The sequence below is a fragment of the Stenotrophomonas thermophila genome, assembly GCF_001499715.1.
GTDB classification, from domain to species: domain Bacteria; phylum Pseudomonadota; class Gammaproteobacteria; order Xanthomonadales; family Xanthomonadaceae; genus Stenotrophomonas; species Stenotrophomonas hibiscicola.
This window is the reverse complement of sequence record NZ_CVIW01000062.1, coordinates 15339-31572: the sequence shown is the minus strand read 5'-3', so window position 1 is coordinate 31572 and position 16234 is coordinate 15339. Positions and strand designations below refer to the sequence as shown.

10 protein-coding genes are annotated in these 16234 nt (G+C 69.3%); 4 read left to right on the top strand and 6 right to left on the bottom strand.

The features are described from left to right. Window positions 1–27: 27 nt before the first annotated feature. From recC to recD, 3 genes are read left to right on the top strand one after another with little or no spacing between them, the layout of a single operon-like run. Window positions 28–3375 carry an exodeoxyribonuclease V subunit gamma gene (gene recC, locus BN1263_RS17950; RefSeq protein ID WP_058983115.1) on the top strand — a complete coding sequence of 1116 codons (3348 nt, stop codon included), beginning with the start codon at window positions 28–30 and terminating at the stop codon, window positions 3373–3375. Beyond that, the gene (gene recB, locus BN1263_RS17945) at window positions 3372–7052 is read left to right on the top strand and encodes an exodeoxyribonuclease V subunit beta (protein ID WP_058983113.1); all 3681 of its coding nucleotides are present in this window, start codon (window positions 3372–3374) and stop codon (window positions 7050–7052) included. Before recC ends, recB begins: the two co-directional genes overlap by 4 nt. Next, a complete protein-coding gene (gene recD, locus BN1263_RS17940; protein ID WP_058983111.1) occupies window positions 7049–8929 on the top strand; it encodes an exodeoxyribonuclease V subunit alpha in 1881 nt (626 codons plus the stop codon). Before recB ends, recD begins: the two co-directional genes overlap by 4 nt. 332 nt (window positions 8930–9261) lie before the next feature. Here the strand turns inward: recD and BN1263_RS17935 are convergent, their stop codons facing one another. From BN1263_RS17935 to BN1263_RS17910, 6 genes are all read right to left on the bottom strand, one after another. Next, window positions 9262–9660 (bottom strand): hypothetical protein, encoded by a 399-nt coding sequence (locus tag BN1263_RS17935; protein ID WP_058983108.1) that lies wholly within the window; start codon window positions 9658–9660, stop codon window positions 9262–9264. Window positions 9661–9754: 94 nt separating this feature from the next. Continuing rightward, entirely contained in the window at window positions 9755–11794 is a 2040-nt protein-coding gene (locus tag BN1263_RS17930) for an FUSC family protein (RefSeq protein ID WP_058983106.1), read from the bottom strand. Window positions 11795–11797: 3 nt separating this feature from the next. After that, window positions 11798–13258, bottom strand: a complete 1461-nt coding sequence (locus BN1263_RS17925) for an efflux transporter outer membrane subunit (protein ID WP_058983104.1) — start codon at window positions 13256–13258, stop codon at window positions 11798–11800. Beyond that, window positions 13255–14172 carry an efflux RND transporter periplasmic adaptor subunit gene (locus BN1263_RS17920; protein ID WP_058983271.1) on the bottom strand — a complete coding sequence of 306 codons (918 nt, stop codon included), beginning with the start codon at window positions 14170–14172 and terminating at the stop codon, window positions 13255–13257. The genes BN1263_RS17925 and BN1263_RS17920 overlap by 4 nt, the downstream gene beginning before the upstream one ends. Beyond that, entirely contained in the window at window positions 14169–14378 is a 210-nt protein-coding gene (locus BN1263_RS17915) for a DUF1656 domain-containing protein (protein ID WP_010487502.1), read from the bottom strand. Before BN1263_RS17915 ends, BN1263_RS17920 begins: the two co-directional genes overlap by 4 nt. Window positions 14379–14486: 108 nt before the next feature. Further along, on the bottom strand, window positions 14487–14942 hold the full coding sequence (locus BN1263_RS17910; RefSeq protein WP_012481667.1) for a MarR family winged helix-turn-helix transcriptional regulator: 456 nt from the start codon (window positions 14940–14942) through the stop codon (window positions 14487–14489). Between the two features lie 610 nt (window positions 14943–15552). On the opposite strand from BN1263_RS17910, the gene folE reads away from it, so the two are divergent. Beyond that, window positions 15553–16164, top strand: coding sequence for a GTP cyclohydrolase I FolE (folE, locus tag BN1263_RS17905; RefSeq protein ID WP_004141296.1), 612 nt, complete (start codon window positions 15553–15555; stop codon window positions 16162–16164). Window positions 16165–16234: the final 70 nt, after the last annotated feature.

The following is a 16234-nucleotide window of genomic DNA, read 5'->3' as shown; positions in this document are numbered from 1 at the left end:
TACTGCCTGCCGTGCTGCACACTGTGCATGATGAGTGACCCGGGCAGCGATTTCCGCCTCTACCATTCCAATTCCCTGGACGTGCTGGCCGCGCTGCTGGCGCGCAATGTGCGTGTGCCGGTGCAGGGCCAGCCGCTGCTGGCGCCGGAAGTGGTGCTGATCCCGCAGGTGGCGATGCGGCGCTGGCTGCAGGCGACACTGGCCGCGGAATTCGGCGTCGCCGCCAACCTCCAGTTCCTGACCCCCGGCGAGTTCGTGGCGCGGGCGCTGAAGGCCAACGTCAGCGGCGAGCAGGACGATCTGGACGCGGCCGGCCTGCACTGGAAGCTGTATCAGGCACTGCGCGACCCGGCGCTGCTGGCGCAGCCGCCGATGCGCGCGCTGCAGTCCTATCTTGCCGGCGATGACGCATTGAAACCATGGGCGCTGGCCGGCGAGCTGGCCTCGGTGTTCGAGAAGTACCAGGCCTGGCGCCGCGACTGGCTGCTGCGCTGGGCAGCCGGTGCCGATCCGGCCGACCCTCAGGCGATCCTGTGGCGCACCATCACCCGCGGCCGCGACTACCGCGCCCGCCGCATCCAGGAGTACCTGGACCGCTTCGAAGGCGCCGGCCAGCCCCTACCGCAGGGCCTGCCGCCGCGCATGTCCGCGTTCGCAACGCTCAACATCTCGCCTGACGTGCTGCGTGTGATGGCCACCCAGGCACGGGTAGGCGAGCTGCACTTCTATATGCCCACCCCGGTGCAGTCGTACTGGGGAGATCTGCAGACGCTGGCCGAGCGCCTGCGCAGTGGCGCACCGGATCCCTTCGGTGAAGCGGCCGGCGAGAACCGGCTGCTGGAAGCGTGGGGTGCGGCCGGGCGCGACTTCATGGCGGTGCTGGGCAGTTACGAGGTGGTGCATCCGGCCGGCGAAATCGCCGCCTATTCCGATCCGGAGGAGGACACCGGGCCAAGCCTGGACGAAGGTGGCCTGTCCGACAGCCTGCTGCATCGCCTGCAGCGTGACCTGTTCCACCGTCGCGCGCTGCCCTCGGGTGAACTGCGCGACGGCCTGCGCAGCGACGACCCCAGCCTGCAGGTACACGCCTGCCACACCCGCCTGCGTGAGTTGCAGGTACTTCACGACCAGCTGCGCAGCCTGCTGCAGGACCCGCGCTTCGACCCGCCGCTGCAGGCACGTGAGATCGCGGTGCTGGCGCCGGACATCGATCCCTATGTGCCGTATCTGGAAGCGGTGTTCGGCGGTCGCGGCGGCGAGGAGGAACACATTCCGTATGCGCTGGCAGACAGCAGCCCGCTGGCGGGCGAGCCGCTGGCCGATGTGTTCGTGCATCTGCTGGGCCTGCCGGTCTCGCGCTTTGGCCTGAACGAAGTGCTGGACCTGTTGGCCAGCGCCCCGCTGGCCGAAGCGGCCGGGCTGGAAGCGGTGGACTTCGACCGCCTGCATGGCTGGCTGCAGCAGGCCGGTGCACGCTGGGGCCTGGATGCGAAACACCGCAACCAGCACAAGGCACCGGCCGACGACGCCTACACCTGGCAGTTCGCGCTGGATCGCCTGGTACTCGGCCATGCCACCGGCAGCGAGGCCGACGTGGCCGGCGTGGCGCCGTGGATCGAACTGGAAGGCGGTGCGCTGGACGCGCTGGACCGGTTGCTGCGCCTGCTGCGCGTGCTGGCGGTCTACCAGCGACGCCTCGGCGAGCTGCTGACACCGGCGCAGTGGCGGCAGCGTCTGCTGTCGCTGCTGGACGCGCTGCTGCCGACCGCGCCCGGTTCACCCAACAGCCAGCGCGCGCTGGAGCGACTGCGCAAGCTGCTCAACCAGTTTGCCGACGATGCCGCCAAGGCCGGCTTCGAGGACGGCGTGCCGCCTGAAGTGGTCCGCGCACATTTCGCCGGCGCATTGGGCGAGGCCGACACGCGCGCACCGCTGCTGACCGGTGGCATCAGCTTCGGCCGCATGGTGCCGATGCGGCTGCTGCCGTTCCGGGTGATCTGCGTGCTCGGCCTCAACGATGGCGATTTCCCGCGCCGGGACCCGGCCGCGGGCCTCAACCAGCTCACCGCCGAGCTGGATACGCCGCGCCGCCGTCCTGGCGACCGCTCCACCCGCGAGGATGATCGCTTCCTGTTCCTGCAGCTGTTCGCCGCCGCGCAGGAGGTGTTCTATCTCAGCTATCTCGGCGCCGATCCGCGCGATGGCAGCGTACGTGAGCCGTCGGTGCTGGTCAGTGAACTGATCGATGCCGCCGCCGCGTATCACCTCGATCCGCCGGCGGCGGTCCGCGATTTCACCGTGCGCCACGCACTGCAGCCGTTCTCACCGGCTGCCTTCGGCGATGGCGATCCACGTCGCTTCAGCTATCGCCGCCAGTGGCATCCGGCCGCCGGGCGCCTCAGCGGCCAGCGGGGCGACCTGCAGCCGTGGTTCGATGCACCATTGCCGCCGCCGCTCGACGACGCGGTGGAAGACGAGGTCGCACTCGATACCCTGCGTCGTTTCCTGTGCGACCCGGCCGGGCAGTTCCTCGCACAGTCGCTGGGGCTTCGCCTGGCCGACGAGGTCGAGGAGGTGGATGACCTGGAACCGCTGGTGCTGTCCGCGCGCGGGCCGGAAAAGCGCAGTGTGCAGGCGGCGGTGGTACGCGCCACGCTCAGCGGCGATGCCGAGCCGTTGTACCCGCGGCTGCGCGCGCGTGGCCTGCTGCCGTCGGGTCCATTGGGCGAGCGCCAGTTCGAGGTGGAGCAGTTGAAGACACGCCCGTATGCCAGTGCGCTGCTGGGCTGGATGCAGGGCGAACCACTGGAAAGCCGTCGCTACGAAGTGGACATCGATGGCGTGCGCCTGCATGGCCGCGTGGCCGATCGGCATCCCGAAGGGCTGGTGCGCCTGCGTGCCGGCACACTCAATGGCAATGCAGTGATCCGCCACGGCCTGGACTGGCTGCTGGCGAACGCTGCGGGCGATGCGTTGCCGCTTGTGCAGTTCCATGACGGCGGCGATGCCGGTCCCGGTCCGCACGTGCTGCCGGCATTGAGCGCTCCCGCTGCACGCGCAGCACTGCGCGCGCTGCTGCAGCTGCGCCAGCGTGGCCTGCGTGAACCGCTGCGCTTTGCCCCGTATACCGGCTGGGTGCTGTACAACGCGCCGGCAGAAAAGCAGCGCAGCGAAGGCTGGAAGCAGTGGCACGGCAGCGACCGCAGCTGGGGTGAATCCAGCAGCGATGCCTGGCAGCTGCTGCTGCGGGGTGCCGACCCGTTCGCCACCGATGCCGGCTACGCTGACCTGCTGCGCAACAGCCAGGTGGTCTTCAGCGCGGTGCGCGAAGGCCGCGCTCTCGGCACCGAAGCACGCCAGGAGGGCAACGCATGAACACCGCCATGGCCGAAGACGGCATCGAATCCCTCAGCCGCGATCCCTATCTGGCCCTGCCGCTGGAGGGCATCCGGCTGATCGAAGCCAGCGCCGGCACCGGCAAGACCTTCACCCTGGCCACGTTGTTCACCCGCCTGGTGGTGGAGCAGGGCCTGCGCATCGGCCAGATCCTGGCGGTGACCTTCACCGACGCCGCCACCCAGGAACTGCGCAAGCGCATCCGCGAGCGCCTGGCGCTGGCCGCGCGCCTGGTCGACCTGGAAGCGGCCGACGGTGAAGCACCGGAGGTGCGATTGACGCGCGACGTGCTGCAGCGCCATCTGCAGGGCGGCACCGAGAGCGCCGCCGCACTGAAACGCCGCCTGCAGGTGGCCGCAGACGAGATCGACCTGGCGTCCATCTTCACCATTCATGGTTTCTGTACGCGCGTGCTGCGCGAGCATGCGCTGGAAAGCGGCCACACCTTTGATCCGCCGGAACTGCTGGCCAGCGACCGTGAACTGCTGGAGGAGCTCGCGGCCGATCTGTGGCGCGTGCATGCCAACGACCCGGCCACGCTGGAGCCGCTGACCTGGCTGTGGTCGAGCCCCGACGCGCTGGCCGCCGATCTGCGCGCGCTGCTGGCTACGCCGCCTCTGCACCCGCTGCCACGGCCGGTGGCGCTGGCCGATCCACACCCAGCATTGCAGGCCACCGCCGCCGAACTGCAGCAGGCGCTGCGCGAGCATGGCGAGCAGTTCTTCATCGACCTGTGCGATGCCGTCGACAACAAGTGGATCAACGGCGTGTCTTACAAGCTGGGTTGGCTGCACCCGCTGGGCCGGCAGCTGCTGGCCTGGGCTGGCCGCGCCGACCCGCGCGAGCTGCTGGCCGGCGATCGCCTGCCGGCACTGCTGCCGGAGGTGCTGGCCAGCAAGACCAACAAGAAATTCGCCGAGCGCACGCCGTCGTCGCCATTGCAGGCACCGTTGGCGCGCTATGTCGTGCTGCTGGCGGAACGCGATGCCTGGTTGCGTGCCACCGCATTGAATTTCCTGCACGCGCTTCGCGCCGACGCCACGCAGCGGCTGCAGGCACTGAAGCGCGTCCGCCGGGTGCAGACCTACGACGATCTGATCGATGGCGTAGCGCTCGCCCTGGAAGGCCCGCAGCGACTGACGCTGGTCAGGCAGTTGCGCGCGCAGTACCGCATCGCGCTCGTTGATGAGTTCCAGGATACCGACGATCGCCAGTGGGGCATCTTCCACACCGTGTTCGGTGATTCGCCGGAGGTGCGCGAGCTGGGCCTGGCACCGGCGTTGTTCCTGATCGGCGACCCCAAGCAGGCGATCTACGGTTTCCGCGGCGGTGATATCCACACTTACCTGAAGGCCAAGCAGGTAGCGCAGCAGGCGCCGGTACTGGACCAGAACTTCCGCTCGCGACCCGCTGTGCTGCGCGCGCTGCAGGCGCTGTACGACAACGCTGGCGAAGACGCCTTCCTCGAACGCGACATCCAGTTCGAGCCGGTGCGGCCCGGTGGCGTGCGCAGCGATGCGGACTACCAGCGCGACGGCCATGCCGCCGCGGCGCTCACCCTGCGCGTGCTGCGCAGTGGCGGTGACAAGGCGATGAGCGCCGATGCCTCGCGCGATGCGGCGACCCAGGCCTGCGTGGCCGCGATTCACCAGATCCTGGTCGAGGCGCGTGCGGGCAATGCCGTGTTGCGTGGGCGCCCGGTGCAGCCCGGTGACATCGCGGTGCTGGTGCGCTCGCATCGCGAGGCCACCCTGGTACAGCGCGCACTGGCCGCGGTCGGCATTCCGGCAGTGGCAGCCGGCAAACAGAGCCTGTTTTCCACGCCTGAAGCGCGTGATCTGCGTGCGCTGCTGCTGGCACTGCTGCAACCGGCCGACGAGGGCCGCCTGCGCGCAGCGCTGGCCACGGTACTGCTCGGCCAGCGCGCAAGTGCGATTGCGGCGATGGAACGCGACGGCGACCTGCAACGCGGGTTCCAGGCGCAGCTGCTGCACTGGCGAGAGCGCTGGCAGCGCGGCGGGCCGTTCGCGGTGATCGCCGATGTCTGTGCCGCGCAGGGCGAGCGTCTGCTGGCGCTGATCGATGGCGAGCGCCGCCTCACCAATTACCTGCAGCTGGGTGAACTGCTGCAGGAAGCCTCCGCGCAGGCGCTGGGCATGCACGGGCTGCTGGACTGGTTGCAGGGGCAGATGGCCAGCGCCGACCAGGATGACGAGCAGCAGCTGCTGCGCCTGGAATCGGATGCGCGCCGCGTGCAGATCATCACCCTGCACAAGAGCAAGGGCCTGGAGTATCCGCTGGTGTTCCTGCCCTTCGTCGGCATCGACGGCGGCGCACCGAACACGGCCTCGCACTGCACGGTGCATGTGGGCGGCCAGCGTCAGCTGCACTGGAAGCTGGACAAGGACGACGCCTGGGAAGCGGCCACCGCGCAGCGCGAACGCGAGCAGCGCGCCGAGGATGCGCGCCTGCTGTATGTGGGACTGACCCGCGCCGAGCATGCGCTGTGGATCGCCGTGGGTGATCTGGCCGGGCTCGGCAAGACGCGGCTGGCGCCGCTGCTGGGTGACCTGCAGGCGCTGCGCGCGCTCGCCGATGTGCACATCGATGACAGCGAGGCGCCGGCCACGCTGCCGCAGCTGGCGGCCGAAGTGGAAGGTGAGCTTCCAGCCGTGCGTGCACTGACCCGGCGCGTGCCGCACGACTGGTGGGTCTACAGCTTTACCCAGCTGGCCCACGCAGATGCAGGCGTTGGCAGCGATATCGAAGCGGCCGCCACCGAGCTGCCGGCACCGGCCGCCGACGAACCGGCCGGCCCGGAACTGCCATTGGAACCGGCGCTGCCTGAACCCACCGCGGCCGCCGAGGACAACGCCCCGCTCGATCCGCGCTTTATGGGCAGTCGCTTCGGCAACGTGCTGCATGAGGCAATGGAGAACGTCGACTTTGCTGCATGGGCTGACTGGCAGCCGGGCCTGGAAGCGCCCGAGGGGCAGGCCGAGGTACTGCGCAAGGCGCTGCACGACGAAGGCTATGCCGACGTCGACCTGGACGACGGCGTGGCGGTGCTGGTGCCGCTGGTTGGCCACACCCTGACCGTGCCGCTGCCCGAAGGCGGCGCGCTGCACAGCCTGGGAGAAGGCGAGCGCCGCGCCGAAATCGACTTCCATTTCGCCATCGAACCAACCACGGTGCCGGCCCTGCTGCAGGTGCTGCATGCGCACGGCATTTCCAGTGGCCGGCGCGGCTTCGGCCAGCGCCGCCGCGTGGAAGGGCTGATGACCGGCATGATCGACCTGACCTACGTGCGCGACGGGCGCTGGTACGTGCTCGACTACAAATCCAACCGCCTGCCCGGCTACAGCCCGGACCTGCTGGCCATTGCCATGCGCCACAGCGAATACGACCTGCAGGCGCTGATCTACACCGTGGCCCTGCATCGCTGGCTGCGCTTCCGCCTGGGCGCGGCCTACGACTACGAGCGCGACATGGGCGGCATCCGCTACCTGTTCTGCCGCGGCCTGGATGCTGCCGGCAACGGCGTGCATGTGGACCGCTTCCCGTTCGCGCTGGTGGATGCACTCGACGCGCTGTTCGCAGGTGGCGAACAGGCCCAGGCCGAATTGGCCGCACGTGCCCGTGGGGCCAGCGCATGAGCCTGCTGAAGGAACTGCACCAGAAGGGCCTGCTGCGCACCCTCGATCACGCGTTGGCGACCAGCCTGCAGCGGTTGCGCGACGACACGTCGGACAGTGTGGCGCTGGCGGCGGCGCTGGCCTCGCTGGCGGTGTCGCAGGGCCATGCCGGGTTTGATCCGGCACAGCCGCAGCGGTTGCTGGACGGCGTGCCCGAGTGGCCTGCCGCGCAGGACTGGCTGGCGCAGCTGCGCGCATCGCCGTGGGTAGCGACGCCGGAGCAGGCCGATGCCATCGCCGAGGATGCGCCGCTGGTGCTGGAGAACGGCCTGCTCTACCTGCGCCGCTATCGCGAGTACGAGCGGCAGTTGGCGGCTGGGCTGCAGCGCATCGGCCGGCATCTGCTGCCGGCGCCGGACATGACGGCGTTGGCGCCGCTGTTCGCGCAGCTGTTCCCGCAGGCATTGAACAGTGAAGATCACCAGGCACGCGCAGCCGGCGTGACCCTGCGCCATCCGCTGGCACTGGTCACCGGCGGCCCCGGCACCGGCAAGACCACCACCATCGCGCGCCTGTTGCTGCTGCTGGCGGGGCAGGCCCGTGCCGCCGGCCAGCCGCTGCCCGAAGTGGCGCTGGCCGCGCCTACCGGACGCGCCGCCGAGCGCATGGCCGAGAGCCTGCGTCTGGCCGTGCAGCGCCTGCAGGAGAACGGCGTGGACCCGGCGCTGTGCGCGGCATTGCCCAGTACCGGCACCACCCTGCATCGCCTGCTCGGCGTGATTCCCGATTCACCGCGCTTCCGCCACCACGCTGATAATCCACTGCCGGTGGATGTGGTAGTGGTCGACGAAGCGTCGATGATCGATCTGCCGATGATGGCCAAGCTGGTTGACGCGGTCGCCAGCGGCACGCGGCTGATCCTGCTCGGCGATCCCGATCAGTTGCCCTCGGTCGAGGCCGGTGACGTGCTCAGTGCGATCCTGCGTGCCAGCGGTGATGGCATCGGCACCCGCGCCGATGATGCGCAGGCACTGCAGGGTCTGCTGCTTCCGGCTACGCTGCAGCCGCAGGCGGCACCACGCGCCTTCGCTGGCCGCCGCGTGCAGTTGCAGCGCGGTTACCGGCAGAGCGATGCGCTGGACCTGGCACCGCTGGCGCATGCCGTGCGCGAAGGCGACAGCAGCGCCGCATTGCAGCTGCTGCGCGGTGGGTCGCTGGCAGGCGTGCATTTCCACGAAGGCGAGGCCGATCCATTGCGCGGCCAGCGCGAGCACCTGCTGGGCCACTGGCGTGCACTGGCAGACGCGGCCGATCCAGCGCTTGCCCTGCAGCAGGCCGGGCGCCTGCGCGTGCTGACCGCGTTGCGCGAAGGCCCGCAGGGTGCGCGCGGGCTCAACAGCCGCATCGAACAGCTGCTGGCCGGCAACACCCCGGGCTACTTCCAGGGCCGCCTGCTGCTGGTCACCGAGAACAGCTACCGGCACCGCCTGTTCAACGGCGATATCGGCATCTGCCTGCGCGATGGCAGCGGCGCGATGGTGGCCTGGTTCCCCGGCGACAGCGTCGACCAGCCGCGCGCCTTCCACCCGGCCGCACTGCCCGCGCACGAAAGCGCCTTTGCGATGACCGTGCACAAGGCACAGGGCTCGGAGTTCGATGAAGTGTGGTTGCAGCTGCCGCGCCAGGACAGCCGCGTGCTGTCGCGCGAGCTGGTCTACACCGGCCTCACCCGCGCCCGCCAGGTGCTGCATGTGGCGGGCAGCGCAGAGGTGCTGCAGGCCGCATTGAAACGCCACGCCAGCCGGTTGGGTGGCCTGGCCTGGCGGCTGGGTGCGGAAGACGTGATCGAATTACCGACGCGTAGTGAACAGCCTACGGTGCAGGGCACGTTGTTTTGACGCGGGCGCGATGCGCTTCCTGTAGAGCCGAGCCATGCTCGGCTGATGGGCCACGGAGTCGAGCGTGGCTCGACTCTACAGAAGCGTACTTCGATCATTTCCACGCTCATCCACGCATGGCGTGGATCTACTGGCCATCAGGAAACTGTCGAAGGCGGGGTGGGTCCGGTTGAGGGGGCGTGAGCCGCATGGATGCGGCGACCGAGCTTACATGGACGTACTTGCAGCGTCCCCCGCAACCGGACCCACCCCGCCAACCTACGGAATGCAGGCTTCTGCCGTTGACGTTGACGTTGATTCGGCAGGGGCAGGGCGCAGCCCTGCCGCCCCCGTCATTCCGCGATCAACACCAACCCATCCGGGAACACGATCGCCGCTTCATCGGCACTCACATCGAAGAAGCCCACGCCGTGTTTCTCGGCCAGGTCCTGCACGCGGCCGTGCGCGCGCTCGGCCACCGAGTACGCGAACGCGCCATAGATCACCTCGCGGCCGATGCTGTACTCGGTCACCTCGGCACGGTCGTCATCGTCGTTGCTCAGCGGCCCGTTCAACGGCGGGAAGTCCTGCGCCATCTCCGCGAACCACGCCTGCAGCGCCGGGCTGCTGACCGCCGGGTCGTCGTACTCGTGGCGCTCGTTCCACTGCGTCTGCTTTTCGAACCAGGCGATGAAGGCCGCCGCCTCACGTGGAGCGGCGCCGGCCTCGAACACCATCATGTCGTAACTCATTGAACCGTCCTGTTGCAGCGCCAGGGTCGGATCCCTCTCCGGAGGAGAGGGCACTAACCCCTGCGCGGAGTCTGTGGACGCACAGAGTATCGCGCTACGGCTGCGTCGCTGTGCGCATCGCCAACCCCGGCGCCAATCCCTTCGCCTCCGGGAACAACGCAAAGCGCAGCCCGATCAGGCCCATCAGCGCCTCGTCGCGCGCCTTGCAGGCGGCCACGCTGCCGACCCGTCCCAGCGAGGTATCCAACCGCTCGCGCAATGCGTCGGCCGCCACCATCGGCTTGCGCGCCGCGATCTGCCGCCGGTAGTGCCCAGCGATCTCCTCCAAGATGTGCTCGACGGCTTCGCGGCTGCGCTCGGGCAGTTCCAGCCGTGCACGACGCAGCTGCAGGATGTTCAGGCCGATGCGCGCCTCGTTGAGCATGTCCACGGAGGCGATGTCGCTGCCCTCCGGCGTCGCCGCCAGGCGCGGGGCGAGCAGGCCCAGCAGGTCGAGCATGCGTGCGGCGAAGCGTTGCCGATCCTGCTGGCCACGTCCTTCGGCGGCTTCGGCCAGCGTGGTCCAGCCCTGCCGCACCAGCCGGCGTGCGGTCCACTCGGCACCTACCGAACGGAACAGGCGGGTCATCACCACTGCAAAGCCAATGCCGATGAACATCGCGATCGACGAGTTGAGGAAGGTCTGGATGTTGGCGCTGTAGGTGTTCTGCAGGCTCAACAGCGCGGCCAGGTTCACCGTCAGCGGCAGCGCGAACAACGCGCTCTTGGGGTGGTGCAGCATCAGCCCCAGCGGCAGGAACGCCACCGCCAGCACCAGTGCCAGCAGGCCGAAGTCGTGCACGGCCGGGAACACGCCGAACAGGTACACGCCGGCCACCACCGAGGCGACCATCGCCCACACCAGGAACGACACCATGCTCGGTGCCGGATCGTCCTGTGCGGCGAAGAACGCGGCGGTCACCGCGGCCATCATCGCGCCGTTGCCGCCGCCTTCCCATCCCAGCGCGATCCACAGCACGCAGTAGCTCATCAGCGCCACGCCGGCACTGAGCGCGGAGAACAGCGCCATGCCGTAGTCGACGTGCTTGTCGGCGGCCACCCGTTCGGTGCGGATGCGGTAGTGCGCACGGTCCAGCGGCGCGGTGCCGTGGTCGATGGCGTGCTGCAGGGTGCGGCAGTCCTGCCACAGGTCCACCAGTTCTTCCAGGCGCAGCAGCAGGCTGGCCAGCTGCAGGTGCTGCAGGTCGCGGTCCACCTGCGGCTTCAGCGCACTGATGCGTGCGCGCAGGCGGGCGTACTCGCTGGCATTGGTCGGCCCGTCGAGCCAGTCGTGGATGTCGTCGATCAGTTCCGGCAGGCCTTCCGGCAACGCCTGGCCATCGCTGCGCAACGCACTCAGGCGGTCGGCGATCGAGGACAGCACCGGCAACAGCAGCAGCATGCGCTCGCGCAGGCGCTCCATCGACACCGCCGACCCTGCATGGCGTGGATCATCGCGGCGCAGGAATTCGATCAGCGCCTCGAACTGCACCAGATCGGCGGCCAACCGGTTGCGTGGCGCGTGTGCACGGCCACGTTCCAGGATCTGCCGGCACCACTGTGCGGCGTCCTCCATCCAGTTGCCGATGCGGGCGCGCAGCATCGGCCGCACCGAGGCCGGGAACAGCAGCGAGGCGAACAGCACCGCCACCACCGTGCCGAGGATGATCTCCTCGCTGCGCGCCACCACCGTGTCGAAGATGGTTTCCGGCGAGGTCACTGCGGGGAAGCCGATGAAGGCGGTGGTGTAGCCGGCCAGCAGGAACGCATAGCCACGCGGGCCGCGGTTGAGCAGCGCCATGAACAGGCAGCCGGCCAGCCAGATCGACATCGCCGCACTCAGCACCAGCGGCGTTTCCACCAGCGCCGGCAGCACCAGCAGCGTGGCCAGGCCGGCCACCAGGGTGCCGACGATGCGGTACACGCCCTTGGCCCGGGTCGGGCCCAGCAGCGGCTGGCTGACGATGTAGACCGTGCCCATCGCCCAGTACGGGCGCGACAGGTTGCCGGCCATGGCGATGTACAGCGCGGTCACCGCGGCCAGGTAGGTCTTGATCGAGAACAGCCAGGCCTGGCGGTCGGTCAGCGCGTTCATGGCTTACTTCGCTGCGGTCGAGGCGTTGGGCGCGGTGGCGCTTGCCTGCCAGCCACCGCCCAGCACCAGGAACAGATGGATCTGGTCGCGCGAGACCTGCGCTTCGGCGGCCGCCAGCGTGGCATCGCTGGTGGCCAGGCTGCGGTCGGCATCCAGGCTGGACAGGTACGGCGTGCGGCCGCCCTGGTACAGCCGGCGGTTCTGCTCGGCAGCCAGTGCGGCCTGTTCCTGCGCGATGCGCAGCGACTGCAGCCGGCGCAGGTCCTGCGCATAGCGGTCCAGCGCGGTCTGGGTCTCGCGCAGCGCCTGCAGGACCGTGTGGTCGAACTCGGCCAGCGCCGCGTCGGCACCGGCTTCGGCGGCGTGGATGCGCGCGTGCGTGCCCGACGACGGCAACGTCCACGAAATCAGCGGGCCGATCGACCATTGCTGGGTCATCGGCGTGCCGAAGTCTTCCAGCAGGCCGGCGGCACCCACCGAGGCACCCAGGCGGATGTCCGGATACAGTTCGGCGGTGGCCACGCCAATGCGCGCGGTGGCCGAGGCCAGCTTGCGTTCGGCCTGGCGCACGTCCGGGCGGCGCTGCAGCAGCGCACGGCCATCACCGACCGGCAGGGGCTGCGCCAGGCCGGGGGCGTGTGCACAGTCGATCACGCCAGCCGGCAGCTGGCCCGGGGTCTGCCCGAGCAGGGCGGCCAGCGAATAAGCGGCCGCCGAGCGCTGCGCATGCAGCGGCGGCAGTGCAGCTTCCAGCAGCGCCACCTGGGCATTGGCGCGGGCCAGCTCCGGCGGCGTGCCACGGCCAGCCGCGATCAGGCGCTCGGTAACGGTGCGGCTGCGCTGTTGCAGCTGCAGCGAATGCTCGGCCACGTGCAGTTCGTGGTTGGCATGGCAGATTTCCAGGTAGCTGTCGGCCACCTGGGCGACCACACTGACCTGGGCCAGATCGCGCGCCGCAGCGACCGACTGCTCGTCGGCACGCGCTGCCTCGGCGCCGCGCTTGAGCTTGCCGAACAGGTCGAACTGGTAGCTGACCGCGAACTTGCCATCGGCCAGGTTGATCACCGGCAGCTCGTGCTCCTGCAGGAACGATTCGGCCGACAGCTGCGCGCGGCTGACGCCGGCCTCGGCCTCGTACTCGAAGCCGCCCGCGTCCAGCGCCTGTTCGTACACGGCGGCAGCGCGGCGCAGGTGCGCATCGGCGGCCTTCAGTTCCACGTTGTCACGCAGTGCCTGGGTGATCAGCCCGTCCAGCACCGGGTCGTTGTACAGCGACCACCAGCGGTCGGGCAGCGCCTGGTTGGCGGCCACCTGCGGGTTCTGCGTATCGATGAAGGCCGCATTGGCCTCCGGGCGCTTGAACGCCGAGCCTTCCGGCAGCGCGTAGTCCGGGCCGACGGTCCTGCACGCGGCCAGGCTGGCCAGCGCGACGATCAGGCCGAGACGGGGCAGGGTGGCGTTCACAGGCCCGCCTGTGTCGGCGCGGTGCCGACCTTGTCTGCATGCTTCGTGCTGTTGGTCTGTACGGTCACCGTGGCGGTACGGCCGGCAATCAGCTCAACGCCCTTTGGCACTTCGTCGATCGCGATGCGCACCGGAATGCGCTGCGCCAGGCGCACCCAGTCGAAGGCCGGGGTCACGTTCGGCAGCAGGGTGCTGCCGTTGCTGCGGTAGCGATCCTCGATGCCGGCGGCGATGCTCTCGACATGGCCGCGCAGCGGCGCCGATTCGCCCATCAGGCGGATGTCCACGCGCTGCCCCGGGGCCACGCCGCGCAGGCGGGTTTCCTCGAAGTAGCCGTCGATGCGGAACGAGCCGGTGTCCAGCAGCGCCAGCACCGGCTTGCCGGCCACCACGTAGTCGCCGACGCGCATGGTGCGGTCGTTGACCCGGCCATCGGCCGGCGCGCGCACCTCGGTGCGGCCCAGGTTGAGCTCGGCCAGGTCGACCGCCGCCTGTGCGGTGGCCAGCGCCGCCTGTGCGGCCTGCAGCTTGGCGCGGCGCACTTCGGCGTCCTCGGCGGCGACCAGGTCCTGCAGGCTGCGGTCGCGGCCGATCTCGCGGCGCAGCTGTGCCACCGAGGCTTGGCGCTCGGCCAGGCTGGCCTTGGCCTGCTCCAGCGCGATGCGGTAACGGGCGCGGTCGACCACGAACAGCAGGTCGCCCTTCTTCACCGCCTGGTTGTCGGCCACGTTCACCGTTTCCACCAGGCCCGAAACATCCGGCGCCACCTGCACCACGTCGGCGCCGACATGGGCGTCGCGGGTCCACGGCTCATCCATGTAATAGACCCACAGCTGGCGCAGCACCAGCAGGGCGACGATCACGGCTGCGCTGGTCAGCAGTATGGGCAGGGTCTTCTTCACGATCTTGTTCACGATTGCATCCAACGCAGGAGGTGGAACAGCAGGCCCAGCACGATTCCGTACAGCGCCAGGTTGAACAGCGCCGGGTGCCATACATGGCGATAGGCGCCGGCACGCTGCAGCAGCGCGTGCAGGCCGCTGTTGACCAAGTAGGCCAACAACATCAACCCGAGCAGGGTCGGGACGAACACTCCATGGAGACTGAATTCACCGGGCATCGGAAGGGGCGGGGGCGAGGTGGGGGAGGGGAGGGACAACAGAACAACGGCAACGGGCAAAAGCCGCTGGCGTGTGCACGGCAGCGGCGGGGTTCGGGGGCAGCGGTCTTACGTGATGCGGTCGGCGGCCTCGGCCAGCAGGCGCCATGCCTTCAGCACGGCGTGCAGTTCATCCATGGAAAGCTCGCCGAACACGTCCTGGCGCAGGCCGATCAACTGGTCTTCCAGCTCGCTGACCAGCGCATGGCCCGCGTCGGTCAGCCACAGCAGGTTGGCGCGGCGGTCGCTGGCGTCGCTCTCGCGGCGGACCAGGTCGCTGGCGCACAGCTTGTCCAGCAGGCGCACCAGGGAAGGACCCTCCATGCCCAGCTGCTGGGCCAGCGCCACCTGGCGGATGCCGCCGCCGGAGCGGCCGATCATCAGCAGGGGCATGGTGCAGGCGGTGGAGATGCCGTAGCTGCCGAGCCGACTGTCGGCCAGGCGCTGCCACTGCCGCCCTGCGTACAGCAGGCCGGAGCTGAGCTGCATCTGCAGCACGGTGCGCTCGTCGAGGGGTCGGTCCATAAGAGATAGATAGGATACTACTAATTTCATTCCTATCAATGGGTTTTTATGAATGGGTGGGTGTGTTGAGGAAAGCGTTGCGCCTGCCTGGTGTCGGGTGGGGCGGCGGGGGCCGGACGGGGCAGGACACGCCGCAAGTACGTCCCTGTAGGCTCGGCCGCGGCATCCATGCCGCGGACGGTCCTGCCCCGCCCGGCCCCCGCTGCCTTCCCATCACCCTGCGAGCGCGGTGGGTTGGCTCTTGGAAGCAAGAGCAGAAGCAGTGCGGACCAACGGTCCGCACCCACCAAAGCAGAAGACACCACAGCAGCGGCGCGCTGCTTCCGAAGCCATGAACCCCCGCCTTTGCCCCCGCTTTCGGGCGGTCCGGCCGCGCCCGCAGGAAACTGTCAGGGATGGGGAAGGGCGGCAGGGCAGGACCGCGAGGCGCATGGATGCGCCGACCGAGCCCCCATGGATGGGTTTACGGCGTGTCCTGCCCTGCCGCCCTTCCCCATCCAAGCCGATACCAAACAAGGCGCCGCCCGCCCCCCCGATGAACCGTCCCCACAGGACGACCCACCCCCCGGTCGGGTACGATGCTCGCCCCCCGTTCGGGACGCTGTACGCAATGAGCAAGAACAACGAAAAGGCCGCCCCGCAGGGCGACGTGACCCAGGACCAGGCCGAGGATGCCGTGCGCACCCTGCTGCGCTGGGCCGGTGAGGACCCGTCCCGTGAAGGCCTGCTGGATACCCCCCGCCGTGTCGCCGAAGCCTATGGCGACTGGTTCAGCGGTTACCGCGACGACCCGCGCGCCTACATGGAGCGGACCTTCGAGGAAGTGGCCGGCTACGACGAACTGATCGTCCTGCGTGACATCGAGTACGAAAGCCACTGCGAACACCACATGGCGCCGATCATCGGCCGCGTGCATGTCGGCTACCTGCCGGCCGGCAAGGTGGTGGGCATCAGCAAGCTGGCCCGCGTCGTCGAAGCCTACGCCCGCCGTTTCCAAGTGCAGGAGAAGATGACTGCGCAGATCGCCCAGTGCATCCAGGACGTGCTGCAGCCGATCGGCGTCGGCGTGGTCGTCGAAGGCGCCCACGAATGCATGACCACCCGCGGCATCCACAAGCGCGGCGTCAGCATGGTCACCTCCAAGATGCTGGGCAGCTTCCGCGACGACGCGCGTACCCGCGCCGAGTTCCTGCGCTTCATCGAAGTGGGCGGCAAGCGCTGAGCCGCTTGCCCGCACCGCGCCGGCCCCTGGTGGCCGGCATGCCCACGGCTGCCCACGCAGCCGCCGTGGG

Coding starts and splice junctions, on each gene's coding strand:
- recC (WP_058983115.1), top strand. CDS start 28: ATGATGAGTGACCCGGGCAGCGATTTCCGCCTCTACCATTCCAATTCC.
- BN1263_RS17930 (WP_058983106.1), bottom strand. CDS start 11,794: ATGAACGCGCTGACCGACCGCCAGGCCTGGCTGTTCTCGATCAAGACC.
- recD (WP_058983111.1), top strand. CDS start 7,049: ATGAGCCTGCTGAAGGAACTGCACCAGAAGGGCCTGCTGCGCACCCTC.
- BN1263_RS17910 (WP_012481667.1), bottom strand. CDS start 14,942: ATGGACCGACCCCTCGACGAGCGCACCGTGCTGCAGATGCAGCTCAGC.
- BN1263_RS17935 (WP_058983108.1), bottom strand. CDS start 9,660: ATGAGTTACGACATGATGGTGTTCGAGGCCGGCGCCGCTCCACGTGAG.
- BN1263_RS17915 (WP_010487502.1), bottom strand. CDS start 14,378: ATGCCCGGTGAATTCAGTCTCCATGGAGTGTTCGTCCCGACCCTGCTC.
- recB (WP_058983113.1), top strand. CDS start 3,372: ATGAACACCGCCATGGCCGAAGACGGCATCGAATCCCTCAGCCGCGAT.
- folE (WP_004141296.1), top strand. CDS start 15,553: ATGAGCAAGAACAACGAAAAGGCCGCCCCGCAGGGCGACGTGACCCAG.